The organism is Actinotalea caeni (assembly GCF_009733795.1).
Classification (GTDB): Bacteria; Actinomycetota; Actinomycetes; order Actinomycetales; family Beutenbergiaceae; genus Pseudactinotalea; species Pseudactinotalea caeni.
In genome coordinates, this window is the sequence record NZ_WNXX01000007.1 from 124,810 (window position 1) to 149,551 (window position 24,742).

The following is a 24,742-nucleotide window of genomic DNA, read 5'->3' on the forward strand; positions in this document are numbered from 1 at the left end:
GCGAGGCTCAGACGCCGGTCGCGCGCAGCTCGGTCGCGACCTCGGCGTACCCGGGAGCCGACGCCACCACGCGCACGTCGCCCGAGCCGCCCGCGCGCACGACGGCGAGGGCGCGCCCGTCGAACAGCCGGTGCCGGTCGTCGGTGAACGACTCGAGCGTGCGCGGCGCGGCGCTGCCGAAGCCCTGCAGCGCGGCCGGCCCCTCGACCCGCAGGGTCACCTCGTCGTCGGCGTCGGTGGCACGGACGCCCTCGTCGTCGGTCACCTCGATCGTGAGGAACGCCAGCGCGTCGGGGCCGTCGAGCCGGGTGCGGTCGGGGTGGACGCGCAGCACCCGGGGCCCGGACGCGGTCACGAGCCTGGCGCGCTCGGCCGGCACGCCGTCGCGGATCGCCACGGCCTCGATCGCGCCCGGCTGGTACCCGACCTCGACGAGCGCGCGGTACCGGTGCTCGGGGCCGGTCGGGTAGCGGCCGAGCGTGCGCCCGCCGAGGAGGACCTCGACCTCGGGGGCGTCCGCGTACACCTCGACCTCCAGCGGGGTGCCCGGCGCGACCGGCCAGGTCCACGACGGCAGGCAGTCGGTCCACGACCACGGGGCGGGTGCGGCCTCGCGGCCGTAGGTCTCGGGCCGCCGGACGGCGAGGAAGGGCTCACGGCGCAGGCCGTAGACGATCTCGCGGTAGTACGAGGCCGGTCGGCGCTCGCCGGTGATGTCGATGTCGCCGGCGCCGGAGAGCAGCCAGGGGTACGGCGCGAGCGGCGGCGTGCCCGGCGGCTCGTCGCGGTAGCGGGGCCGCCCGAGGCCCGGCTCGCCGAGGTAGTCCCAGCCGGTCCACGTGAAGTCACCGATCACGTGGGGGAGCGAGCGCACCAGGTCCCACAGCACGTCGATACGGGTCGGGAAGGTCTCCGAGCCCACGATCACCCGGTGCGGGAAGGCGGTGCGGTCGTGCTCGTAGCGCGACTCGAGGTAGTTCATGCCCGCGACGTCGAGCGCGCCGTAGGCCTCCTCGGTGAGGGCGGTCACGGCGTCGGAGACCCCGAGCGCGTTCATGCGGTCGGCCAGCTGCATCATGAAGCCGTTGATCTCCTCGACCTCCTCGAGGCTCGCGCCGCCGAGCAGCTCCGGATCCACGGGGACCGCGCCGTCCATGACCAGCAGCGCGCCGTTGACGCCGGCGGTGACGTAGCGCGTCGGGTCCAGCCGTCGGGTCCTCGCGGCGAGGCGGCGGGCGAGCTCGGCGCCGGTGCGGGTGCCGGCCTCGGGGATCTCGTTGCCGATCGAGTACATGATCACGCTGGGGTGGTTGCGGTCCTTGCGGACCATGTCCTCGAGGTCGCGCTGCCACCACTCGGTGAACGTGGACGATCCGTCCTCGGGCCGCTTCGCGCGCGTCCAGACGTCGGTCAGCTCGTCCATGACCAGCATCCCGAGCCGGTCGCAGGCGTCGAGCATCGCGCGGCTCATCGGCTGGTGCGCGCTGCGGATCGCGTTGAAGCCCGCCTCCTTGAGGATCGTGACCCGCCGCTCCTCCGCGTCGTCGAGCACGACGCCGCCGATCACCCCGTTGTCGGCGTGCACGCAGGCACCGCGCAGGTCGACCGGGACGCCGTCGATGCGCAGGCCCCGCCGTGCGTCGAGCTGCAGGGTACGGATCCCGACGACGACGCGGCTCTCGTCCACCTCGTCACCGGTGTCGGTCGCGAGCACGCTCTCGACCGTGTGGAGGTCGGGGTGCGCGGGCGACCAGCGTCGAGGCTCCGCCACGAGCATGCGCTGGGACACCTCGCGGGACTCGTTCGCCGGCACCGTGACCCGTGTGGTGTCGGCGGCGACCGCCTCGCCGTCGGGGCCGACGACGGTCGTCCGCAGCCGGCGCACGGCGGGCCTCGGCTCGAGGTTGCGCACCGTCGTGACGACCTGCACGAGCGCCGTCTCGTCGTCGCTCTCCGGGACCGTGACCACGACGCCGTCCAGCGGCACGTGCACGCGCGGCCCCACCGCCAGGTGCACGGGGCGGAGGATCCCGCCGCCGGTGTACCACCGCGCGTCGCGGTCGGCACGTGCCTCGACCGTGAGCTCGTTCGGCGCCCCGTACCGCAGCGCGCCGTCGAGAGGGACCGTGAGGGCCGCGGTGCCGGACGGGCGGCGCGCGAGCAGGTCCCCGTTGAGCGAGACCGCCGGCGACCGGTAGACCGCCTCGAGCTCCAGCACGACGTGCCGCTGCTGCCAGTCGGGCGGCGCCTCGAAGTGTGAGCGGTACTCCCAGGTCCCGCCGGGGACGTAGCCGGTGGCGGTCAGCGCAGGGTCGTCCACGCGCTCGACGCCCAGCACGGCGTCGTGCGGGACGACGACCGGGCGGGCCGGGGACGGCCCGTGCGCGGTGATCGTCCGCCACTCCCACGGGTACGGGTACCGCTGGCGCTGCATCCTCAGGTGCTCCCTGGTCCGGGTCGGGCGGGGTCGAGCCCGTCGGTCGGGTGCGCGGCGGCGAAGACCTCGACGCCGAGCAGGTGTGCCGCCATCCGCACGCGTGCGTGCTCGGCGTCGCGGGTGCGCAGCGCGGCGAGGATCGCGCGGTGCTCGGCGTGCGCCTCGTCGACCGAGGCGCGCTCGGTGATCGCGCGCCACAGCCGCCCGCGCAGCGTGCGGGTCATCAGGCTGTCGATCAGCGCCGCGAGCGCGCCGTTGCCGCTCGCGGCCGCGATCGTGCGGTGGAACTCGGCGTCGGTGTCGATGAACGTCTCGGGGTCGAGCCGGCCCGTGGCCATGCCCTCCTCGATGCCGGTGAGCACGTCGTCGAGCCGCGCGAGCTCCTCCTCCGTGAGCCGGACGGCGGCGAGCCCCGCCGACTCGGTCTCGAGCACGCGCCGCACCGCGAGCAGCTCGGCCGACTGGGAGACCTGCTGGAGGTCGGCCCAGAACTCGAGCGGCCGCAGCAGCGACCCGGGGTCGAGCTGCGTCACGTAGGTGCCGTCGCCCTGCCGCGTCTCCAGCACGCCGAGCGCGGCCAGCGACCGGACGGCCTCGCGCAGGGACCCGCGCGAGACGCCCCACCGGGCGGCCAGCTCCTTCTCGACCGGCAGCCGGTCGCCGGCGCGCAGCTCGCCCGAGGCGATGAGGTTCTTGACGATGTCGATGACGTGGTCGGAGCGTGACGAGCCTGCGCTCGACCTGTTCTCGGTGCGGCTCGACACGCGGTCAGTGTAGGGGCAGTGGGGTCGATAGATCAGATCATTGGGCGGCAACGCTGTCTCCGCGCTGAGGAGGTCGGAGCGGTTCAGCTCCGGCGCGATCCACGCGACGTTGAGCAAACGGGCCGCGAAGACCGAGCTTGGAGCCCGGTCGGCAGGCTCGCTGAGATGCTCGACGAGGAAGCTTCTCGGAAGCGTTGACTTCCGAATGATCAGACGATTATCGTCGCCACCGGGCTTGACTGCAGTGCGGCAGAGGAGGACGACCGGATGACCCGTCAGACGTCGGCGCGCAGCCTGCCGTGGTCCCGTGCGCACGACCCCGCAAAGGGCTTGGGCCGCGCGTGGTGATGCCCGTCGGCGTGGGTGCCGCCGGTGCTGCGCCCACGCTCCGCGACCGCGACAAGCAGCGCGGCTGGCCCGGGGCCCGGCGCAGCCTGCAGCGCCACTGGCAGCTCTACCTGCTGATGCTGGCGCCGCTGCTCTACTTCGTCGTCTTCAAGTACGTGCCGATGACGAACGCGGTCATCGCCTTCAAGGACTACAACGTCGTCGACGGCGTGTGGGGCAGCGACTGGGTCGGGCTCAAGCACTTCGAGCGCTTCTTCTCCAACCCGATCTTCTGGCCCGTGCTGCGCAACACGTTCCTGCTCTCGGCCTACGTGGTGCTCGCGAGCTTCCCCGTGCCGATCGTGCTGGCGCTCGCGCTCAACGAGGTGCGGCTGCGGTTCTTCAAGAACACCGTCCAGATGGTCACCTACGCGCCGTACTTCATCTCGACGGTCGTGGTCGTGTCGATGACGATCCTGTTCCTGTCCCCGCGCCTGGGACTGGCCGGCGACGTCACCCAGTTCTTCGGCCTCGGCAGGATCGACTTCCTCAGCGACCCGAACTACTTCCGGCACATCTACGTCGCCAGCGACATCTGGCAGACGATGGGCTACTCCGCCGTCATCTACATCGCGGCGCTCGCGGGCATCGACCCGGCCCTGTACGAGGCGGCCCGCGTCGACGGCGCGAACCGGTGGCAGAAGATCGTCAACGTCGACATCCCCGGGATCATGCCGACGGCGATGATCATCCTGGTCCTCGGCGTCGGCAACGTGATGGCGATCGGGTTCGAGAAGGCCTACCTGTTCCAGAACACGCTGAACATCTCGCAGTCGGAGATCATCCCGACCTACACCTACAAGGTCGGCCTCCTCAGCGCGGAGTTCAGCCAGGCCTCGGCGATCGGCCTGTTCAACGGTGTCATCAACCTGGTGCTGCTGCTGGGCGTCAACGCCCTGGTCAAGCGACTGACGGGGAGCGGGCTGTGGTGAGCACCGACGTCGAGCGCCCCGCGGTGGGTATCGGGAGGGCGCGGAGCCTCGCGACGCGACGGCCGCCCCGGCCGCGGCGCGTCAAGGACGGGCTCGACGACCGTCTGTTCATGGTGGGCGTCTACGTCCTGCTGACCACCTTCCTGCTGGTGGTGCTGCTCCCGCTCGTCTACATCGTCGCGAGCTCGCTCAGCGACCCGCTCGCCGTCTCCTCCGGTCGCGTGTCGTTCTGGCCGGTCGACTTCACGCTCGAGGGCTACCGGCGGGTGCTGAGCGACCCCTCGATCCTCACCGGGTTCGGCAACTCGATCTTCTACACGCTCGTCGGCACCGCGATCAGCCTCGTGCTCACGGTCTCGATCGCGTACCCGTTGTCGCGCCGCGACCTCTGGGGGCGCCGGGGCATCACGCTCTTCGTCGTGTTCACGATGCTGTTCGCCGGCGGCATCATCCCCACCTACCTCGTGGTGCAGAACCTCGGGATGCTCGACACCCGGCTCGCGCTGGTGCTGCCGCAGGCGATCGGCGTCTGGCAGGTCATCATCGCGATGTCGTTCTTCCGCACCTCGATCCCGGACGAGCTGTACGAGGCCGCGCAGCTCGACGGCGCGAGCGACCTGCGGTTCCTGGTCTCGACCGTGCTGCCGCTGTCCAAGCCGCTGCTGGCGGTGATCGCGCTCATGTACGCGATCTACCAGTGGAACTCCTACTTCGACGCGCTGCTCTACCTGCGCGACCCGGACCTGTACCCGTTGCAGCTGGTGCTGCGCAACGTGCTGATCCTCAACCAGACCGCGCCGGGGCTGGACGCCGCCGCGGCGCTGGAGCGCCAGCAGCTCGCCGACCTCATGAAGTACTCGCTCATCGTCATCTCCACGGTGCCGGTGATGCTCGTCTACCCCTTCGTCGCCCGGTACTTCAACAAGGGGCTCCTCGTGGGTGCCGTCAAGGGGTGATGCGTCGCCGCACCTGCAGGTCACAGGACCGACACGGCCGACAGGGCCGACCCGGCCCACCAGGCCACCCACCCGTCCCACCGAAAGGCACGCACGTGTTCAGACCCTCACTGTCAGACATGCGACGTCGGCGCGCGGTCGTCGCCGCCGCCTCCGTGGCGGCGCTCGCCCTCACGCTCGCCGCCTGCTCGGGCTCGAACGCCGAGGAGGACCAGGGCGTCATCACCATCTTCGGCTCGCAGGGCGGCCAGATGGACCTCAACACCAACTCGTTCACGCTGCTGCTCGAGGAGAAGTTCGACGTCGACATCGAGTTCCAGACGACGGGCTACGACTCGGCCGCGGCGACCGAGGCGCGGCAGGTCTCGCTGGCAGGCGGCGACCTGCCGGAGGCGTACATGCTCGTGCCGTGGGCGTCGCAGTTCACGCAGGCCGAGCTGCTCCGCTACGGCGACCAGGGCCTCATCCTGCCGCTGAACGACCTCATCGCCGAGCACGCGCCGGCGATCGCCGACGCGCTCGAGGCGGAGCCCGACTTCGCGACCCTCGCCACCGCGCCCGACGGCACGATCTGGGGCCTGCCGCAGTGGAACGACTGCTACCACTGCTCCTACCCGTACAAGTTCTGGATCAACACCGAGTGGCTCGACACCCTCGGGCTGGAGATGCCGACCACGCCCGAGGAGCTCTACGACGTCATGACGGCGTTCAAGAACGACGACCCCAACGGCAACGGCGTCGCCGACGAGATCCCGATCACCGGCAGCGCGCAGTGGTCGATCGTGCCCTTCATCATGAACGCCTTCATCCCGAACGCGTTCAACACCGGCGCAGGCGCCAACAGCCAGCCGGTCTCGCTCGGGCTCGACGGCGACACCGTGCAGATGCAGACGATGCAGGACGGCTGGCGCGAGGGCCTGAGGTTCCTCCACCGGATGTGGGAGGACGGTCTCATCGACCAGGCGGCGTTCTCGCAGGGCGGCGACACCATGCAGGCCACGGGCAACAACGCCGAGGCCGTGATCGTGGGCGGCTTCACCGCGATGCACCCCGGCATCGGGGTGAGCATCGGCCAGGAGGACGGCCGCGACAACCTCTACGACCCGCTGCCGCCGCTGAACGGCGCCGAGGGCGAGATCACCACCTACCAGCTGCCGAGCGTCCCGGGCGCGACCTTCGTGATCACCAAGGAGGCCGACGAGGTCGAGCAGCAGGTGATCATGGAGATCATGAACTACCTGTTCACGCCCGAGGGCCACATCCGGGCGCAGTTCGGCGAGGAGGGCATCGGCTGGCGGCAGCCCGAGGAGGGCGAGATCGCGCTCGACCGCGACCTCGAGCCGAGCCTGGTCGACCTGCCGCTGGACGAGGAGAACGAGGCCGACTACAACGGCAGCTGGGGTCCGATGGCGCAGGTGTTCGACACCGAGGAGTTCCGCAACGCCCAGGTCCAGCCGGAGGACATCTACACCCAGGAGGGCTTCGAGCGGCGGCTCTTCGAGGCGACGACGCTGTACGAGGGCAAGGAGTCCGACGCGATCCTCCCGTACTGGAACCTGTGGGTGCCGCTCGAGGACGCCAGCGAGCTCGCCACGCTCACGACCAACATCGAGAGCAACGTCGCGACGGCGACCGCCGAGTTCATCACCGGCGTGCGCGACCCCGAGAACGACGGCGACTGGCAGAGCTACCTCGACGGGCTGCAGGGCCTCGGCGTCGACCGCTACGTCGAGATCTGGCAGGCCGCGTACGACGCCAGCTGACCGCGGCGACCGGGCCGGGGTGCGGGCGGACCGCACCCCGGCCCGGCGCCGTCCGACGCCGACAGGGGAGGGGCCCGTGGCCGCCGAGCAGACCGTCACGTGGCGCCCGGGCGCCGTCGAGCTCGACCTGACCTACGGCCCGGGGTCGCCACCGGCCGTCACGCGCCTGGGCGTGCCGGGCGAGGACACCCGGCACACCGAGCCGGTGGCGATACCCGTCGCCGAGATCCACGTGGACGCCGAGGGGTCGGCGACGTCGTCGTCGGAGCGGCTGATGGGCAGCGCGGTCGGCCGGCGTCTGCGCGTGGTCGACCACCGCACCTGGACGGAGGGCGACCGCGCCCACCTCGAGGTCCGCGCGCGGGACGCCGTCTCCGGGGTCCTCGTCGTCGTCACCTGGTCGGCCTGGGCCGACCTGCCGGTCGTGCGGTGCCGCACCGAGGTCGTCAACGACGGCGAACGACCGGTGACGCTGCGTGCCGTGTCGTCGGTCGCGCTCGGGGGGATCACGGCGCCGGGGTCGGCGTGGTGGCACGACCACGAGGTCGGGTTCGCGCACAACACCTGGTTCCGGGAGATGGTGTGGCAGGCGCGCACGCCCGCGGAGCTCGGCCTGGACGACACGGGCCTGCGGACGTGGGGCATCCCGAGCTCGCGAGCGTCGTTCTCCCTCGGGCAGCGGGGGAGCTGGTCGACCGGCGGCCACCTGCCGATGGGCGTGGTCCGTTCTCGGGCGCAGCAGCGGTCGCTGCTGTGGCAGGTCGAGCACAACGGCGCGTGGCGCTGGGAGATCGGCGACCAGGGCGGAGCGCTGTACCTCGTCGCGTCCGGTCCCACCGACCAGAGCGCGGCCTGGTCACGGCGGCTGGCCCCGACCGAGCGGTTCGAGGCGGTCCCGGCCCTGCTGGTGCTGGGTGGTGACGACGACGACGTCGTCGGCTCGCTCACGCAGGCGCGGCGCCGGTTGCGCCGCCCGCACCCGGACCACACGACGCTGCCGGTGATCGTCAACGACTTCATGAACTGCCTCATGGGCGACCCGACGGCGCAGAACCTCCCGGCGGTCGTCGACGCCGCGGCGCGGTTGGGTGCGGAGGTCTACTGCATCGACGCCGGGTGGTACACCGACGGCGACGCGTGGTGGGAGGACCTCGGGGCGTGGCAGCCCTCGACCAGGCGCTTCCCCGACGGCCTCGGTGCGATCACCGAGCGCATCCGGGCGCACGGCATGGTGCCGGGCCTGTGGCTGGAGCCCGAGGCCGTGTCGGTCTCGAGCCCGGTCGCCGACGCGTTGCCGGCCGAGGCGTTCTTCCAGCGCGACGGCGCCCGGGTGGTCGAGTCGGGCAGGCTCCAGCTGGACCTGCGGCACCCGGCCGCGCTCGCGCACCTCGACAACGCCGTCGACCGCCTCGTCGGCGAGCTCGGGCTCGGCTACCTCAAGCTCGACCACAACATGGACGTCACGCAGGGCACCGACCGCGACGCCGACAGCCCCGGCGACGGGCAGCTGGAGCACCAGCGCGCACTGCTGCGCTGGGTGCGCGACCTCATGGACCGGCACCCCGGTCTCGTCGTCGAGAGCTGCGCGAGCGGCGGCCAGCGGATGGACGCCGCGACCCTCGCCGTGCACCCGGTGCAGTCCACGAGCGACAACCAGGACCCGCTGCTGACGGCCGCGATCGCAGCCGCGGCCCCGACCGCCGTCACCCCGGAGCAGGGCGCGGTCTGGGCCTACCCCGACCCGGGCTGGTCGGAGGAGCGGATCGCGTTCTCGCTCGCGAGCCCGCTGCTGGGCCGGGTGCACCTCGCGGGGCAGATCCACCGGCTGGACGAGCGGCGGACCGCACTCGTACGTGAGACGGTGGCGGCCTACCGCCGGATCCGGCACCGGCTGCCGGCCGCGCTGCCGTTCTGGCCGCTCGGGCTGCCCGGCTGGCACGACGACGTCGTCGCCCTCGGGCTGCGCGACGACGACGGCGACCTGCTGACCGTGTGGCGCCGCTCCGGTCCCACGACCGTGCGGCTCCCGCTGCCACGACGAGCCGGCTCGCTGCTCGACGTCGAGCCCGTGTTCCCCACGAGCCTGCCGACCCAGGCGCGGTGGGACGCCCGCACGGCCGAGCTCGTGCTCGAGCTGCCGGACGAGCCGGCCGCCCGCACGCTGGCGCTCCGCCCCGCCGGCTGAGCGACCCGGGGCGCGCGACCACCGGGCCGCTGCCGGGGGGCCACGGGCTGCGGCTGACGCCCGCCGGTGCAGGGGGCTACCCCCGCAGCGTCGGCCGGCCGCCGCTGGGAGGTTGGTGACATGCCCGTCCAGACAGCCCCGAGCGCCCGCGCGACGCTCCCGACCGCCGTCCGAGCGGCATGAGCCCCGCACGCGCGCTGCGGTGGCGGCAGGTCCGTGGCGACCTGCGCCACGACGCCGCCGTCAACGTCGCGCTCGTCGTCGTGGTCGCCCTCTCCGCCTGCCTCATGGGCACCGGGGCGATGGTGATGGAGCGGCTGCTCTCCTCGGTCGACCGGCTGTTCGAGGTCGCCCAGCCGCCGCACTTCCTCCAGATGCACAAGGGCGAGGTCGACCTCGCCGCGCTCACGCGGTTCGCGGACCGGCACCCGGAGATCGAGTCCTGGTTCGTCGAGGAGATGGTCGGGTTCGACGGCGCCGCCCTCGCCTGGGAGCGTCCCGCCACCGGCGCCTCGGGAGACCTCGGCGAGAGCCTGATCGACAACCTGTTCGTCGCCCAGAACGAGACCTTCGACCGCCTGGTCGACGCCGCCGACGCCGCCCCGGTCCCCGAGGACGGCGAGGTCTACGTCCCGGTGGCGTACCAGGAGAGCATCGGCCTCCAGGTGGGCGACCTGCTCACCGTGGCGACGAGCAGCGGCCCCCGCACGTGGGAGGTGCGCGGCTTCGTGCGCGACGCGCAGATGGCGTCCTCGCTCTCCTCGGCGACCCGGTTCGTCGTCTCCGAGTCCGACCTGGCCGCGCTGACCGCCGCCGGCGGCGGCCAGCCCGAGGTGATCGTCGAGTACCTGCTGACCGATCCCGGCCTGGCGTCGGACCTCGAGCGGGCCTACGCCGCCGACCCGGCGCTGCCCAAGAACGGCCAGGCGGTCACCTACACGATGATCCGCACGCTGCACGCGATCAGCGACGGGCTCGCCGCCGTGGCGCTCGTGCTCGTCGCGGCCCTGCTGATCGCGATCGCGCTGCTCGTGATCCGGTTCGTCGTCCGCGGCAGGCTCGAGGACGACGTCCGCCAGATCGGCGCGATGCGGGCGATCGGGATCCCGGCCCGCGACATCGGCCGGGTCTACCTGACCCGCTACTCGCTGCTGGCCGCGGTGGGCTGCGCCGTCGGCGGCGCGCTGGCCGTGCTCGCCGTGCCGCTGCTCACCCGAGGGGTCCAGACGCACTACGGCGCCGCCGCTGCCGGCGGCCGGGGCACCCTCGTGCTGCTGGTGGCGCTCGCCGCCGTGGCACTCGTGGTCGTGCTCGGCTGTCGCCGGGCGCTCCGGCTGGTGCGGCGCGTCGAGGTCGTCGACGCCCTCGTGCACGGCAGCACGCTGGACCGACGGCAGAGCCGGCGGCGCGCCCGTCGGCAGGCCCGACGTGCCCGCCGGACCAGCCTCGCAGGAGCGCGCGGCGGCGTCACCCGCAGGCTCGCGCTGATCGACCTGCGCGCCGATGCCCGGCAGTGGTCGCTGGTGCCGGTCGTCTTCTTCCTCTGCGCGTTCCTCATGGGGCTCCCCGCCCACCTGCTCAGCACGCTCGAGAGCCCGCGCTTCCTCACCTACATGGGTGCGCCGCAGGTCGACGTCCGCGCCGACCTGCAGCTCGCCGACGACCTGGAGGCGCTCCGCACCGACCTGACCGCGGCGCTGACGGCGGACGACCGGGTCGCCGACGTCCAGGTGCACGCGCTGGTCCTCGCCGATGTCGAAGCCCCCGACGGCCGGCGGACCGTGCGCGTCGAGGTGGGCGAGGGCGCCGCGCAGGGCATCGAGATGATCGACGGCGCAGCGCCGGGACCGGGGGAGATCGCCCTCTCGCTGCTCAACGCCGAGGAGCTGCAGGCCGCCGTCGGCGACACGCTCACGATCCACGAGGGCGACCAGTCGCGGTCCGTCGTCGTCAGCGGCGTCTACCAGGACGTCACAAGCGGCGGCAAGACCGCCAAGATGCACGGCGACCCGCCTCCCGGTGCCACCGGGTACACGTTCTTCGTCGACCTCGCCGAGGGGGTCGACCCCGTGGCGCTGGCGGCGTCCTACGACGAGCGGTTCGAGGACGTCACCGTGCTGCCGATGACCGCCTACGTCGAGCAGACGATGACGCACGTGACCAGCGCGTTCCGCGCCACGGCGGTGCTCGCGACCGCGTTCGGCCTCGGGGTCGCGACGCTGATCACCGTCACGTTCCTGCAGCTACGGCTGGCGCGCGAGCGGCGTGCGATGGGCACGCTGTCCGCCGTCGGGTTCTCGACGGCGGAGATCCTCGGCCAGCTGCGCGGCAAGACCGCGGCGACCGCCGCCGTCGGCGCCGGCCTGGGGGCCGTCGGGGCGGTGACGCTGGGCGGACCCGTGCTCGACGTGCTGGTCGCCTCGGCCGGGGTGGGGCTCGCGCACCTGGAGCTCGCACCCGACCCCTGGGTGGCGACCGGCGGTGCCGTGGCGCTGGTCGCCGCGGCCTGGCTGGCCGCCGTCGGGCTCACCGTGCGCCTGCGTGGCGCGAGCACGAGCACCTGGCTACGAGACTGAAGGAGACACCGATGACCGTCACCCTGGAGTGCCGCGACCTGACCAAGACCTACACCTCGACCGACCCACCGACCGACGTGCTGCGCGGCGTCGACCTCAGCGTCCGCAGCGGTGAGTTCGTCGCCGTCATGGGCGCCTCCGGGTCGGGGAAGTCGACGCTGCTGCACGGCCTCAGCGGCATGGACCGGCCGACGGGCGGGACCGTGCACCTGGAGGGCAGGGACCTCACGGCGCTGACCGACGCACAGATGAGCCGCGCGCGGCTCACCCGGATCGGGTTCGTGTTCCAGCAGGCCCACTTCCTGCCCAACCTCAGCATCCGCGACAACGTGCTGCTGCCGGCGCTCAAGGCGGCACCGCGCGAGCAGCGCGCGGTGCTCGAGCGAGTCGACGCGCTCCTGGAGCGGTTCGGCATCGCGCACGTGCGTGACCACGCGAGCACGCAGGTCTCGGGCGGGCAGCTGCAGCGCGCCTCGATCTGCCGCGCGCTCGCGACCGAGCCGGCCGTGCTGCTCGCGGACGAGCCGACCGGTGCGCTCAACAGCAGCATGTCCCGGGAGGTGATGGACGCGTTCACCGACGTCCACGCCGCCGGCACGACGATCGTCATGGTGACCCACGACCCGGCCTGCGCGGCGCGCGCCGACCGTGTCGTGTACCTGCGCGACGGCCGCGAGACGGGCACCCGTGCGCTCGGTCCGTGGCACGCCGAGGACGCAGCCAGGCGGGAGGACGAGCTGCTGGGATGGTTGAGGACGCTCGGCTTCTGAACCACCCGACGACGGAGCGATGCCCGTGACCACGTCCCCCACCACCCCCGACCCCGCCGACCTCCGCGCCGTCCCCGGCCTGCTGCCGCTGCTGCGGTCCGCCGGCCCGGTGCTGCCCAGCGGTGACGACGGCGCGGCCGTGCGCGACCGGCTGCGGGAGGTGCTGAACCCGCCGCCGTGGCAGCCGGTGACCACCACCACGGGCCGCACCTGGCAGGCCGACGGGGTCGACGGCGTCGAGCTCACCTGGGACGTCGGGTTCGGGGCGCCGACGCAGGCGTGGCTGCTGCGGCCCGCGGGCGCGACCGGCGAGCTGCCCGGCGTCGTCGCCCTGCACTGCCACAGCGGCATGAAGTTCTTCGGCAAGGAGAAGATCGCCGACGGGCCGGACGGACCGCGGGCGGAGGTGCAGGCGCTGCGCGCCGAGTGCTACGGCGGCCGCCCGTGGGCGACCGACCTCGCGCGGCGCGGCTACGCGGTGCTGGTGCACGACGTGTTCGGGTGGGGCAGCCGGCGCACGGGCGTCGAGGACATGCCCGCCCGCAGCGAGACCTACGCCGCGCTGGTGCTCGCCGAGGCCGAGCGCAGCGGCCGCCGGCTCACCGAGAGCGAGGTCTACGACGTCCACGCGGCCGCGCACGAGGACGCGATGGCCAAGCTGCTCGGCGTGCTCGGTACCTCCTGGGGCGGCGTCGTCGCGCGCGAGGACCTCGTCGCCGTCGACGTCCTCGCCGGGCTCGACGGCGTCGCGCCGGGTGGTGTCGCCGTCATGGGTCTGTCGGGCGGCGGCGCCCGGGCGGCGACGGTCTCGGCGCTCGCGGCCCCGGGCCGCATCCGGGCGACCGTGGTCGCGTCGATGATGTCGACGATCGAGCACGTGCTCGACGGCTACCTGCACAAGCACACCTGGGTGATGATGAACCCCGGGCTGGCACACGTCGCCGACTGGCCCGACGTCGCCGCCTCGGTACGCCCGCAGCCGCTGTTCGTCGGCTACGGGCTGGCCGACGCGCTCTTCCCCGAGGAGGGCATGCGCGCCGCGCACGAACGGATCGCGCACCTGTACGCCGAGGCCGGGGCGCCGGACGCCTACCGCGCGGTGCTCGCCGACCTGCCGCACTGCCTCGCGGGCGAGATCCGCGACGGCGCGTTCGCCTGGCTCGACGAGACGATGCGCTGAGTCACAGCAGCAGCGCCGCCGCGTGCGCCTCGGCCCACGCGAGGTGCTCCGCGTTGCGCGCGAGGAACCCCTCCGCCACCCAGGTGCGCTGGGGCTCCAGGCCCCGCCGCGCCAGGTCGGCGACCTCCTCCGCCGTGCGTCGCTTGCGGGCGAGGACGGCCGCGACCGCCTCCGCGGGCGTCGCCCGCGACCCGTAGGCGTCGAGGAACGTGCGCAGCCGGGCGGCGCGGTCCGGGACGTCGAGGAAGCCGTGCCAGCGCAGGCAGTCCTCGTCCGGGCGCAGCGGCGCGAGGTAGTCGAGCGCGTACGCGACGTCGTCCAGCGCTAGGCCGGGGCGTGCGAGGTCCCAGTCGAACAGACCCACCGCGACGCCGTCGCACCACGCCATGTTCCACGGCCCCGGGTCGCCGTGGAGGATCGTCGTGGCCGCGCCCGGCCGGGCCGGGAAGACCCAGACGGCGTCGGGCGGCGGCACGAACGAGGCGGCGGCGTCGTGCACCGCGCGCAGCAGCCGTGCGACCGAGCGCAGCCCTTCCTCGGTCGCCTGCAGCGGCCACGCGTCGGCCCCCGCGGCGCCGTCGACCCGCCGCACCACCTCGACGCCCGGGCTGGTCTCGGTCCCCGGCTCGAGCGCGACCGGCTGGGGCACCTCCAGCCCGGCCGCGCGCAGGTGGCGCAGCAACGCGTGCACGGTGGCCGTCCACGGGTAGGCGGGGCGGCGCACGAGGTCGCCATCGACATCCACCCGGCGCTCGTCCATGCCTCGATGCTCCCAGCACCGTCCAGCACTGCCCAGCACGGCCCAGCACTGCCCAGTGATCAGCCCAGTGCTCAGCCCAGCAGCACCGCCACGACGACGAGCAGCGGCACCGCGAGCACGGTCGTCACCAGCTGGGCGTCCCGCGCGATCGGCTGCCCGGTGCCGTACCGCATCGCGTAGACGAGCACGTTCTGCGCCGTCGGCAGCGCGGACATCGCGACGACCCCGAACAGCGCCGGCCCGGACAGCCCCAGCCACGCGCCCAGCCCCCACGCGAGCAGCGGGTGCACGAGCGAGCGCAGCACGACCGCGAGCGCCAGGTCGGGCAGCGGCGCCCGTGTCGCCGATCGCCGCGCGCCGGTGAGCGACATCCCAAGCATGAGCAGCGCGAGCGGTGCCGCGGCGGCCCCGACCAGCTGGAACGGGTTGAGCAGCCAGTCCGGCGGGGTCACCGGCAGCAGCGAGACCGCGACGCCGACCAGCGCGGCGATGATGATGGGGTTGCGCAGGGCGCCGCCGAGACCGGTCAGCAGCGCGCGCCGGCCGGTGCCGCTGCCTCGCGCCTCGAGCACGACGAACGACACCGGTGCCAGCACCAGCAGCTGGAACAGCAGCGTCGGCACCACCGCGACCGGGTTGCCGAGCAGGTAGACCGACAGCGGCAGGCCGAGGTTGCCGGCGTTGAGGTAGGAGGCAGCGAGCGCGCCGATCGTCGAGTCGCCGACGCTGCGTCGCAGCAGCAGCCGCAGCACCGTGAGCGCGACCAGCGCCACCAGCGCGGTGCTCACCGCGGTGACCAGCGCCGGCGCGGTCAGCAGCAGGTGCAGGTCCGCGGTCGCGATGGTCGCCACGAGCAGCGAGGGGGTGGCGACCATGAAGACGGTCTTGGCCAGCACGAGCTGGGCACCGTCGCCGAGCACGCGCAGCCGTCCCAGCAGCCACCCGACGGCGGCGATTGCGGCCATGGTGCCGAGCGAGGTCAGCACCGCGGTCACGGGCACACCTGCGCAGTCACGCCCGCGACGCTACTCGGCGCGCACGGCGGCGAGCCCGCGGTTGAAGTCGGTTGCCGCGGCGCCGGGACGACGGCGCAGCCGCGGTGTGTGAAACGATAAAATCCGGCTGACTAGGCTAGGCACGGCGACCGCGTCGGTGCGCCGTCGAGCACCTCGAGAGAGCGGGTCATGGAACGACGACTCCCCAAGCTGTCCGTGCTGCGCGAGCAGCTCAACTTCCGCCGGCCGAGCCTGGACCTCACCGCGAACCGGCTCGAGAAGGCGCAGACGATCTGGGACCTGCGACGCATCGCCAAGCGCCGCACGCCCAAGGGGCCGTTCGACTACACCGACGGCGCCGCGGAGAACGAGGTCGGCCTCGCGCGGGCACGCACCGCGTTCGAGGACGTCGAGTTCCACCCGAGCATCCTGCGCGACGTCACGCACGTCTCGACGTCGTGGGACGTGCTCGGGGCGCCCGTCGCCTATCCGCTCGGCATCGCCCCGACCGGCTTCACCCGGCTGATGCACGCGGCCGGCGAGCGCGCCGGCGCCGCGGCCGCCCAGCGGTTCGGGATCCCCTTCGCGCTCTCGACGCTCGGCACGACGTCGATCGAGGAGGTCCGCAAGGCGGCCCCGCGCGGTCGGCTGTGGTTCCAGCTCTACATGATGAAGGAGCGCCAGCGCTCGCTCGACCTCGTCGCGCGCGCCAAGGCGGCGGGCTACGACACCCTGCTGATCACCGTCGACACCCCGGTCGCGGGCGCCCGGCACCGTGACAAGCGCAACGGCATGGCGTTCCCGCCGCAGCTGACGCCGATGACGATCATCGACGCGCTGCCGCGCCCCGAGTGGTGGATCAACTACCTCACGACCGAGCCGCTGGAGTTCGCCTCGGTCTCCAAGTGGGACGGCACGGTCGCCGAGCTGCTGGACGCGATGTTCGACCCGAGCATCGACTACGACGCGCTCGAGGAGATCCGCTCGCACTGGGACGGCAAGGTCGTCGTCAAGGGCGTGCAGAACGTCGACGACGCGCGCCGGCTCGCCGATGCCGGCGTGGACGGCATCGTGCTCTCCAACCACGGCGGTCGCCAGCTCGACCGGGCGCCGGTGCCGTTCCTGCTGCTTCCCGAGGTCGTGCGCGAGGTCGGCAAGGACCTCGAGGTCCACCTCGACACCGGCATCATGAGCGGTGCCGACGTCGTCGCCTCGGTCGCGATGGGCGCGCGCTTCACCTCGGTCGGCCGCGCGTACCTGTACGGGCTGATGGCCGGCGGTGAGGCCGGTGTGGTGCGCGCGCTGCAGATCCTCACCGGCGAGATCGAGCGGGTGATGCGGCTCATCGGGGTCGCGAGCCTCGAGGAGCTCGGCCCGCAGCACGTCACCCAGCTGATGCGGCTGACGCCGCGCGAGCTCGGCGCTCCCGAGGCCGGTGCCGCGACCGCGCCGGCGCGCACGCCCGCCCGCAAGCCGGCTGCACGCACGCGCGCCCGCTCCTCCTAGCACCGGCGGGCGCGGCCCCGGCCGCGCCTGTGGACCCGGCCGCGCTCGTCGACCCGGCCGCGCCTGTGGACCCAGCCCTGCGCGGTCGGGTGCCTGGCTACCATGCGCGGAGGGGACGGTGAGATCTCCGACGCCGCCGGAGCGTGTCCGGACCGGAGGTGAGGGACCCGATGACCGTGCCCACCGCGCCTGGTCACCCCCCGCACGAGGGCGGGTCCGGCTGGGACCCCGCGGCGTCGGGGCACCCCGGACCCAGCCCGACGCAGCAGCCGTACGGCTACCAGTACCAGCCGCTCGGCAGCTACCCGGGCCAGCCGCCAAGCCCGCAGCAGCAGGTGCCCGCGTACGGCACGCCGCCCATGGCGTACCCGGCGCCCGCGAGCGGCCCCTACGGTGCTGGCCCCGCCGCGTACGTCCAGGGCCACCCGCACAGCGCCTACCCGTACGACCGCGTCTACGGTCCGGCCGGTGAGCTCGTCTCCACCAAGAGCCGCACGGTCGCGTCCCTGCTCAGCTTCTTCCTCGGCGCGCTCGGCGTGGACCGGTTCTACCTCGGAAACATCGGCATGGGGGTCGCCAAGCTGCTGCTCGGCTGGGCGACGTTCGGCATCTGGCCGCTCATCGACTTCATCGTCATCGTCGCCGGCAGCGCGCACGACGGCCAGGGGGCGCGCGTCAGCCGCTGGGAGTAGCCGCCGGGACGGCCTGCCCGGCCCCGGGCGGGCGCCGGGCTCGGGTGCGTGCCTGGCACGGGTGCGTGCTGGCCACGGGCCCTCGCCCGGCCACGGCGCGTGCCGGTCACAGCTCGCCGGACATGCCGACGCCCCGCCGGCCGGTGGCCGACGGGGCGCCTCGACAGTCCCTCGCGAGTCAGTCCTTCTCGGTGTCCTCGTCCACCCAGTCGAAGGTCTTCGTGACGGCCTTCTTCCAGTTGCGGTAGAGGCGGTCGCGCTCGGCGTCCTCCATCTGGGGCTCCCAGCGCTTGTCCTCGGCCCAGTTGTCGATGACGTCCTGCTCGCCGTTCCAGAACCCGACGGCGATGCCCGCGGCGTAGGCGGCGCCGAGCGCCGTCGTCTCCGCGACCTGCGGCCGGACCACCGGCACGCCCAGGATGTCCGCCTGGAACTGCATGAGCGTCTCGTTGGCGATCATGCCGCCGTCGACCTTCAGCTCGGTGAGGTCGACGCCGGAGTCGGCGTTCATCGCGTCGAGCACCTCACGGGTCTGGAAGGCGGTCGCCTCCAGGGCCGCGCGGGCGATGTGACCCTTGTTGACGTACCGGGTCAGACCGACGAGCGCGCCGCGGGCGTCCGAGCGCCAGTACGGCGCGAACAGACCCGAGAACGCCGGCACGAAGTACGCACCGCCGTTGTCGTCGACGCTCTTGGCCAGGTCCTCGACCTCCGGCGCCGAGCCGATGAGGCCCAGGTTGTCGCGCAGCCACTGCACCAGCGAGCCGGTGACGGCGATCGAGCCCTCGAGCGCGTAGACCGTCGGCTGGTCACCGATCTTGTAGCAGACCGTCGTCAGCAGGCCGTTCTCGCTCGGCACCTTCTCGGTACCGGTGTTGATCAGCATGAAGTTGCCGGTGCCGTAGGTGTTCTTGGCCATGCCGACCTCGAAGCACGCCTGCCCGAAGGTCGCCGCCTGCTGGTCGCCCAGGATCCCGGCGATCGGTACGCCGGCGAGGTTGCCCTGCGCGCGGCCCTCGCCGTAGACCTCGGAGGAGGAACGGATCTCGGGCAGCATCGACATCGGGATGCCCATGTCCGCGGCGATGCTCTCGTCCCAGCTCAGGGTCTCGAGGTCCATGAGCATCGTGCGCGAGGCGTTGGTGACGTCGGTGACGTGGACGCCGCCCTGGGTGCCACCGGTGAGGTTCCACAGCAGCCAGGTGTCGGTGTTGCCGAACACCAGGTCGCCGGCCTCGGCCTTCTCGCGCGCACCCTCGACGTTGTCGAGGATCCACTTGACCTTGGGGCCGGAGAAGTAGGTCGCCAGCGGCAGACCGACCTTCGACTTGTACTTGTCCGGGTCGCCGCCACCGAGCTCGTCGACGATCTTCTGGGTGCGGGTGTCCTGCCAGACGATCGCGTTGTAGACGGGCTCGCCGGTGGTCTTGTCCCAGACGACCGCGGTCTCGCGCTGGTTCGTGATGCCGACGGCGACCAGGTCGTCCTTGGTGATGTTCGCGCGGGTCAGGGCGAGCGCCACGACCTCGCGGGTGTTGCGCCAGATCTCGGCGGGGTCGTGCTCGACCCAACCGGCGCGCGGGAAGATCTGCTCGTGCTCGAGCTGGCCGCTCTCGACGATCTGACCGGAGTGGTTGAAGACGATCGCGCGGGTGCTGGTGGTGCCCTGGTCGATCGCGAGGACGTACTTGTCCGCCATGGGGATGGTGCCTTTCACTTCGTCGTGGCGCACCGCGTTCGGGTGCGGGTCGGGGCCTGTGCCGCCGGTGGGCGCCGGGTCGCGACGCCCACCGGCAGGTGGCCGCTCGTCAGTCGAGCGGCAGGAAGGTCAGCAGCGGGTCGGCCAGGAGGCCGGCCAGCACGCCACCGATGATCGGGCCGAGCACCGGGACCCAGGAGTAGCCCCAGTCGGACGAGCCCTTGCCCTTGATCGGCAGGATCGCGTGCGCGATGCGCGGGCCGAGGTCACGGGCGGGGTTGATCGCGTAGCCGGTCGGCCCGCCGAGGCTGGCGCCGATGCCGACGACCAGGAGCGCCACGGCCAGTGGGCCGAGCTCGCTCGGGGTGCCGGCGAACGCGATGACGACGAACACGAGGACGAAGGTCGCGATGACCTCGGTGACGGTGTTCCAGCCGTAGCTCCGCTTGGCGGGAGCCGTGGAGAACACCGCGAGCTTGAGCGCCGGGTCGGGCTCGTCGTCGAAGTGCTGCTTGTAGGCGAGCCAGCAGGCCACGGCACCGAGGATCGCGCCGATGAACTGGCCGACGATGTAGAGCAGCACGTTGCCGACCGTGGCGTCGATCCCGTCCGCGAGGTCGCCCCCGGCGGCCCAGAGACCGAACGTGACGGCGGGGTTGATGTGCGCGCCCGTGTCGACAGCGGCGTAGACACCGGCGAAGACGCCGAGCCCCCATCCGAAGTTGATCAGCAGCCAGCCGCCGCCGAAGCCCTTGGTGCCCGCGAGCACCACGTTGGCCACGACACCGCAGCCGAGGAGGACCAGCAGGAAGGTACCTACCGCCTCCGGGAGGATGATGTCCATCTGACTCTCTTTCTCGTCATCGAGTGGTGAGTGATGTGGAGCGCCCCGGTTGCGCCACATCACGAAGCATGCCGCCGAGCGGCACGCGGATCACGCAGGCGCGTCGATCGGACGCAACGGAACGATGTCGGGCGCCTGCGCCCGAGCCAGCGCGCCCTCGGCGTCGCTGGTGGTCTGTGCGGCGGCCGCCTCGGCGTCGCGCAGCGCGAGGTAGGCCTTCTTCTCGGCCTCCTGGCGCTCGGCGTCCCAGCCGAGGATCGGGGCCAGGATGTCGACGATCTCGTCGAGGGCGGCCGCGCCGCCGTCCTCGCGCTCGTAGACGAGCCGGGTGCGGTGCAGCATCACGTCCTCGAGGTGCAGCGCCTGCTCGTGCGTGGCCGCGAACGCGACCTCGACCCGCAGGTAGTCCGGCGCGCCGGCGAGCGGCCGCGCGAGGTCGGGCTGCTGCTCGATCATCGCGACGAGGTCGGCCAGCTGGCCGCCGTAGCGGTTGAGCAGGTGGTCGCAGCGGTCCTTGGTCCAGCCGTAGGTCTCGGCCCAGCCGCGCGCCTTGCGGCGCGCCGTCGTGAACCCGACGGCGCCGGCGAGCGGCACCCGGTCGGTGATCGACGGCGTCGTGCGGGCCTCCTCGCCGAGCGCGAAGTCGACGGCGTCCTTCGCCATCACGCGGTAGGTGGTGAGCTTGCCGCCGGCGATGACGACCAGCCCCGGGGTGGGGGAGGCGGTCGTGTGCTCGCGCGACACCTTGGCCGAGGAGGTGCCCTCCTTGGTGCCCGGCTGCAGCAGCGGCCGCAGACCCGCGTAGGTGCCGATGATGTCGTCGCGCGTGAGCGGGTCCTTGAGCACGGCGTTGGCCCGCTCGAGGACGTAGTCGATGTCCTCGGCCGTGGCGACCGGGTGCACCGGGTCCTCGGTGTAGGGGGTGTCGGTGGTGCCGATGATCCAGTAGCGCTGCCACGGGATGACGAACAGCACGCTCTTCTCGGTCTGCAGGATCAGACCCCGCTCGCCGCGGATGCGCGAGCGCGGCACCACGATGTGGATGCCCTTCGACGCCAGCACCCGCAGCCCGCCGTCGGTGCCGGCGAGCGCCTCGGTGTCCTCGGTCCAGACGCCGGTCGCGTTGATGACGGCCTTCGCCTTGATCGTGTGCTGCTCGCCGCTCTCGAGGTCGACGACGACGGCGCCCGTCACCCGCTCGCCGTCGCGCGTCATCTCCACGACCTGCGTGCGCGACGCCGCCAGCGCGCCGTACGCGGCGGCGGTGCGGACGAGCGTGACGACCAGCCGGGCGTCGTCGACCTGGGCGTCCCAGTACTGGATCGCGCCGACCGCGACGTCGGGGCGCATGTCGGGGAAGACCCGCCCGAGCTCGGAGTGGCTGACGTGCTTGTGGAACCTGGTGGCGCGGCGGCGCTTGGACAGCGAGGCGAGCGCGTCGTAGAGCGCGATGCCGGAGCCGACGTAGAACCGCTCCCACACGTGGTGCTTGAGCGGGTACAGGAACGGCACCGGCCGCACGAGGTGGGGCGCGAGCTCCGAGAGCAGCAGGTCGCGCTCGGTCAGCGCCTCGTGCACGAGGTTGAAGTCGAGCATCTGCAGGTAGCGCAGGCCGCCGTGGACGAGCTTCGAGGACCGCGACGACGTGCCGCTGGCCCAGTCCTGGGCCTCGACGATGCCGACGCGCAGGCCGCGCGTGGCCGCGTCGAGCGCGATCCCGGCACCGGTCACGCCTCCTCCGACGACCAGGACGTCCAGCCCGGTCTCGTCGCTCATCTGCGCGAGCGCCTGGGCCCGGCTCTCTGCGGTGATCGCGGTCGTGGCCACGGTGCCTCCTGATGTCGATGGTGTTCAGGACTACCCGGACGCGGGGTGCAGGCCCCCACACATCCCACACACTTGTGGAGAGCGCACGTTCGCGCAAGCATGCTGCACATATGTGCAGCCGCCGTCGAGCCGCCTGGGAGCCCGTGAACCGTGCATGACGAGGACGCCTACCGCGCGGCGACGATGTACTACCTCCAGAACCAGACGATGGAGGTGATCGCGAAGACCCTGCGGGTCTCGCGCTCCACGGTGTCACGGCTCATCGCGCAGGCGCGAGCCGAGGGCATGGTGCGGATCGCCGTCGAGCAGCCCGCGAGCCGCAGCGGCGCCGCGCTCGGGCACCGGCTGGCCGCGACCTTCGGCATCCGCGCGCACGTGGTGCCGGTGCGGCCGCGCTCGACCGAGCTGCAGCGCCTCGATCAGGTCGCCGCGGTGGCGGCGAACCTGCTCGGCCAGTGGTTCGGCTCCGACATGGTGCTCGGCATCGCGTGGGGCACGACGGTGTCGGCGATCGCCGGCCACCTGCGGCGCTACCCGACGTCCGCCTCGACGGTCGTGCAGCTCAACGGGGCAGCGAACACCGATGCCAGCGGCGTCACCTACGCGAGCGAGCTCATCGGCACGATCGCGGAGTCCTTCGGCGCGACGAGCGTGCACTTCCCGGTGCCCGCGTTCTTCGACCACGCCCAGACGAAGACGCTGATGTGGCGCGAGCGGAGCGTGCAGCGCGTGCTCGAGGTGCAGCGCCGCGCCGATCTCGCGGTGTTCGGCGTCGGCGCCGTGACGGCCGAGGTGCCCTCGCACGTGTACTCGGCCGGGTACCTGTCCGAGGAGGAGATGCGCGACCTCACCGCCGACGGCGTCGTCGGCGACGTCTGCACGGTGTTCCACCGCGAGGACGGCACCTACCGCGACATCGAGATCAACCAGCGCGCGACCGGGCCGACCCCGCGGGAGCTGCGACGCATCGGGCGGCGGATGTGCGTCGTCGTCGGCGACCGCAAGGTGCCGGCGCTGCTGGGGGCGCTGCGGGCGCGGGTCGCGACCGACCTCGTCATCGACGAGACGACGGCGGGGCGGCTCCTGGAGCGGGCGACGGCGCGACCCTGAGCCGCCGGTGCGGGCCGCCCCCGGGCCGTGCGGCTAGACCGAGCGGAGCAGGTGCACGCGCAGGAGCGCGAGCACGACGACCAGCTGGGCGGTGACGAGCGCACCGACGAAGGCCCCCAGCAGGCCGGCGCTCGCCACCAGCGCCCACACCGTGATCGCGAGGACGCACGCGCCGAGGGTGATGCGCATGAGGACGGCCAGCCGCGACGCCGTCGCGCGGGTCGTGGTGCGCGGGACGTCCTCGCGGACGGCGTCCGAGGAGGCGTCGCTGCCCGGCTCGCCGACGCCGCGCAGCACCCGCACGAGCCCCACGCCCGCGACCGCGGCCGACGCCAGCGCGCACACCTGGCCGACGCCCAGCAGCGTCAGCCCGGCCGTGATCGGCGGCGTGCGCAGGTCGTCGCCCGCGAGCGACAGCCCGCCGAGCCCGACCGCCGCGAGCGCCAGGCACGCACCGGCCAGCGCCACCAGAGTGCGGGTGTGCGCGCGAACCGCACGCGCGATGACGACGTCGGGCGGCACGCGTTCCACACGCCCGAGGGTAGGCGCTCGCGGGGGAGGAGGCCGACCGGGCGCGACGGCGGCGCGGCACCGGACGAGGCGAGCAACCGAGCCCGGGCGGGGCCGCCCGGCGCGGCGCACTCGCGCACGCTCGCCTCTTGCCGAGCTCGTACCTGCGTGCCGAGCTCGTAGCGTGCACCGTACGGGCTCGGTGCGGCGGTGCGGGTTGGCGGGGTGGCCGGAGGTGGGGCTCGCGCGACGGGGGCGAGCCGGCGGGTGCGCGGCGGGGCGGCGCGTGCGCGGTGCGGCAGGCGCGGTCGAACGCGCGCCCGCTGCCGAGCTCGTACCTGTGTGCCGAGCTCGTAGCGTGCACCGTACGAGCTCGGTACGGGGGTACGAGTTGGTGGGGTGGCTGCCGGGGGTGGCGCTCGCGCGAGGTGGTGGCGCCGCTGGCGGTGTGACCTCGCGCGGCGGGGCGAGCTGGCGGTGTGACCTCGCGCGGCGGGGCGAGCTGGCGGGTGGCTCCCGGGGTGGCGCTTGTGGGGCGCGCAGTCGTGGCCGAACGCTGCGTCTTGCCGAGCTCGTACCGGCGTGCCGAGCTCGTAGCGTGCACCGTACGAGCTCGGCACCGGGGTACGAGTTGGTGGTGGGTGCTAGGAGGTGGCCCGACGGCCGGTGGCGGCCATGTGCGTGGGCATCGTGCGTGAGTGCGGGCCGGTGGCGACGTCCGGCGGCGGAAACACGTCGCTCGATGCACCGGCAACCGGTTGTCACGGGGTCGCGCGCCCATCGAGTGGCGGGTGTCCGCGAGGGTCGGTGCCCACACGCGCCAGGGTGCGGCGCCCACATCCGCCAGGT

18 protein-coding genes are annotated in these 24,742 nt (G+C 73.0%); 10 read left to right on the forward strand and 8 right to left on the reverse strand.

What is annotated here, in order from left to right; translation table 11 throughout:
* Window positions 1–7: 7 nt before the first annotated feature.
* Complete coding sequence (locus GPA02_RS08435; protein WP_156199477.1) at window positions 8–2,434, reverse strand: glycoside hydrolase family 2 TIM barrel-domain containing protein; 2,427 nt, start codon at window positions 2,432–2,434, stop codon at window positions 8–10.
* A gap of 2 nt (window positions 2,435–2,436) precedes the next feature.
* Window positions 2,437–3,201: a FadR/GntR family transcriptional regulator gene (locus tag GPA02_RS08440; protein ID WP_156199478.1), complete on the reverse strand. Its 765-nt coding sequence runs from the start codon at window positions 3,199–3,201 to the stop codon at window positions 2,437–2,439.
* A 347-nt stretch (window positions 3,202–3,548) separates the two neighbouring features.
* Between GPA02_RS08440 and GPA02_RS08445 the strand changes: the two genes are divergently transcribed.
* The 7 genes from GPA02_RS08445 (at window position 3,549) to GPA02_RS08475 (ending at window position 13,950) form a co-directional block, all read left to right on the forward strand.
* On the forward strand, window positions 3,549–4,520 hold the full coding sequence (locus GPA02_RS08445) for an ABC transporter permease (RefSeq protein ID WP_156199516.1): 972 nt from the start codon (window positions 3,549–3,551) through the stop codon (window positions 4,518–4,520).
* Window positions 4,517–5,476, forward strand: a complete 960-nt coding sequence (locus tag GPA02_RS08450; RefSeq protein ID WP_240133952.1) for a carbohydrate ABC transporter permease — start codon at window positions 4,517–4,519, stop codon at window positions 5,474–5,476. The genes GPA02_RS08445 and GPA02_RS08450 overlap by 4 nt, the downstream gene beginning before the upstream one ends.
* A 119-nt stretch (window positions 5,477–5,595) precedes the next feature.
* Window positions 5,596–7,239, forward strand: a complete 1,644-nt coding sequence (locus GPA02_RS08455) for a type 2 periplasmic-binding domain-containing protein (RefSeq protein ID WP_162457732.1) — start codon at window positions 5,596–5,598, stop codon at window positions 7,237–7,239.
* Between the two features lie 76 nt (window positions 7,240–7,315).
* Window positions 7,316–9,424 carry an alpha-galactosidase gene (locus tag GPA02_RS08460; RefSeq protein ID WP_156199480.1) on the forward strand — a complete coding sequence of 703 codons (2,109 nt, stop codon included), beginning with the start codon at window positions 7,316–7,318 and terminating at the stop codon, window positions 9,422–9,424.
* Between the two features lie 179 nt (window positions 9,425–9,603).
* On the forward strand, window positions 9,604–12,000 hold the full coding sequence (locus tag GPA02_RS08465; RefSeq protein WP_156199481.1) for an FtsX-like permease family protein: 2,397 nt from the start codon (window positions 9,604–9,606) through the stop codon (window positions 11,998–12,000).
* Window positions 12,001–12,011: 11 nt separating this feature from the next.
* On the forward strand, window positions 12,012–12,770 hold the full coding sequence (locus GPA02_RS08470) for an ABC transporter ATP-binding protein (RefSeq protein WP_156199482.1): 759 nt from the start codon (window positions 12,012–12,014) through the stop codon (window positions 12,768–12,770).
* 25 nt (window positions 12,771–12,795) lie between these two features.
* Window positions 12,796–13,950, forward strand: coding sequence for an alpha/beta hydrolase family protein (locus tag GPA02_RS08475; RefSeq protein WP_162457733.1), 1,155 nt, complete (start codon window positions 12,796–12,798; stop codon window positions 13,948–13,950).
* 1 nt (window position 13,951) lies between these two features.
* Here the strand turns inward: GPA02_RS08475 and GPA02_RS08480 are convergent, their stop codons facing one another.
* Together GPA02_RS08480 and GPA02_RS08485 are read right to left on the reverse strand one after the other, a co-directional pair.
* The gene (locus GPA02_RS08480; RefSeq protein ID WP_156199484.1) at window positions 13,952–14,710 is read right to left on the reverse strand and encodes a phosphotransferase; all 759 of its coding nucleotides are present in this window, start codon (window positions 14,708–14,710) and stop codon (window positions 13,952–13,954) included.
* Window positions 14,711–14,781: 71 nt separating this feature from the next.
* Window positions 14,782–15,705, reverse strand: a complete 924-nt coding sequence (locus GPA02_RS08485; RefSeq protein ID WP_156199485.1) for an AEC family transporter — start codon at window positions 15,703–15,705, stop codon at window positions 14,782–14,784.
* Between the two features lie 189 nt (window positions 15,706–15,894).
* Here GPA02_RS08485 and GPA02_RS08490 point away from each other — a divergent pair, with 189 nt between their 5' ends.
* Both GPA02_RS08490 and GPA02_RS19265 read left to right on the forward strand, forming a co-directional pair.
* Window positions 15,895–17,211: an alpha-hydroxy acid oxidase gene (locus tag GPA02_RS08490; protein ID WP_156199486.1), complete on the forward strand. Its 1,317-nt coding sequence runs from the start codon at window positions 15,895–15,897 to the stop codon at window positions 17,209–17,211.
* Between the two features lie 170 nt (window positions 17,212–17,381).
* Window positions 17,382–17,903 (forward strand): TM2 domain-containing protein, encoded by a 522-nt coding sequence (locus tag GPA02_RS19265; RefSeq protein ID WP_156199487.1) that lies wholly within the window; start codon window positions 17,382–17,384, stop codon window positions 17,901–17,903.
* 178 nt (window positions 17,904–18,081) lie between these two features.
* Here the strand turns inward: GPA02_RS19265 and glpK are convergent, their stop codons facing one another.
* From glpK to GPA02_RS08510, 3 genes are all read right to left on the reverse strand, one after another.
* On the reverse strand, window positions 18,082–19,602 hold the full coding sequence (glpK, locus tag GPA02_RS08500) for a glycerol kinase GlpK (protein WP_156199488.1): 1,521 nt from the start codon (window positions 19,600–19,602) through the stop codon (window positions 18,082–18,084).
* Between the two features lie 109 nt (window positions 19,603–19,711).
* Complete coding sequence (locus tag GPA02_RS08505; protein WP_156199489.1) at window positions 19,712–20,446, reverse strand: MIP/aquaporin family protein; 735 nt, start codon at window positions 20,444–20,446, stop codon at window positions 19,712–19,714.
* A 90-nt stretch (window positions 20,447–20,536) separates the two neighbouring features.
* Complete coding sequence (locus GPA02_RS08510) at window positions 20,537–22,273, reverse strand: glycerol-3-phosphate dehydrogenase/oxidase (RefSeq protein ID WP_156199490.1); 1,737 nt, start codon at window positions 22,271–22,273, stop codon at window positions 20,537–20,539.
* Window positions 22,274–22,423: 150 nt separating this feature from the next.
* Here GPA02_RS08510 and GPA02_RS08515 point away from each other — a divergent pair, with 150 nt between their 5' ends.
* Window positions 22,424–23,383, forward strand: a complete 960-nt coding sequence (locus GPA02_RS08515) for a sugar-binding transcriptional regulator (RefSeq protein ID WP_338027516.1) — start codon at window positions 22,424–22,426, stop codon at window positions 23,381–23,383.
* Between the two features lie 33 nt (window positions 23,384–23,416).
* On the opposite strand, the gene GPA02_RS08520 is transcribed toward GPA02_RS08515, so the two are convergent.
* Window positions 23,417–23,914, reverse strand: a complete 498-nt coding sequence (locus GPA02_RS08520; RefSeq protein WP_156199491.1) for a hypothetical protein — start codon at window positions 23,912–23,914, stop codon at window positions 23,417–23,419.
* Between the last annotated feature and the right edge of the window lie 828 nt (window positions 23,915–24,742).

Coding starts and splice junctions, on each gene's coding strand:
- GPA02_RS08435 (WP_156199477.1), bottom strand. CDS start 2,434: ATGCAGCGCCAGCGGTACCCGTACCCGTGGGAGTGGCGGACGATCACC.
- GPA02_RS08445 (WP_156199516.1), top strand. CDS start 3,549: ATGCCCGTCGGCGTGGGTGCCGCCGGTGCTGCGCCCACGCTCCGCGAC.
- GPA02_RS08455 (WP_162457732.1), top strand. CDS start 5,596: ATGCGACGTCGGCGCGCGGTCGTCGCCGCCGCCTCCGTGGCGGCGCTC.
- GPA02_RS08465 (WP_156199481.1), top strand. CDS start 9,604: ATGAGCCCCGCACGCGCGCTGCGGTGGCGGCAGGTCCGTGGCGACCTG.
- GPA02_RS08470 (WP_156199482.1), top strand. CDS start 12,012: ATGACCGTCACCCTGGAGTGCCGCGACCTGACCAAGACCTACACCTCG.
- GPA02_RS08480 (WP_156199484.1), bottom strand. CDS start 14,710: ATGGACGAGCGCCGGGTGGATGTCGATGGCGACCTCGTGCGCCGCCCC.
- GPA02_RS08490 (WP_156199486.1), top strand. CDS start 15,895: ATGGAACGACGACTCCCCAAGCTGTCCGTGCTGCGCGAGCAGCTCAAC.
- GPA02_RS19265 (WP_156199487.1), top strand. CDS start 17,382: ATGACCGTGCCCACCGCGCCTGGTCACCCCCCGCACGAGGGCGGGTCC.
- glpK (WP_156199488.1), bottom strand. CDS start 19,602: ATGGCGGACAAGTACGTCCTCGCGATCGACCAGGGCACCACCAGCACC.
- GPA02_RS08505 (WP_156199489.1), bottom strand. CDS start 20,446: ATGGACATCATCCTCCCGGAGGCGGTAGGTACCTTCCTGCTGGTCCTC.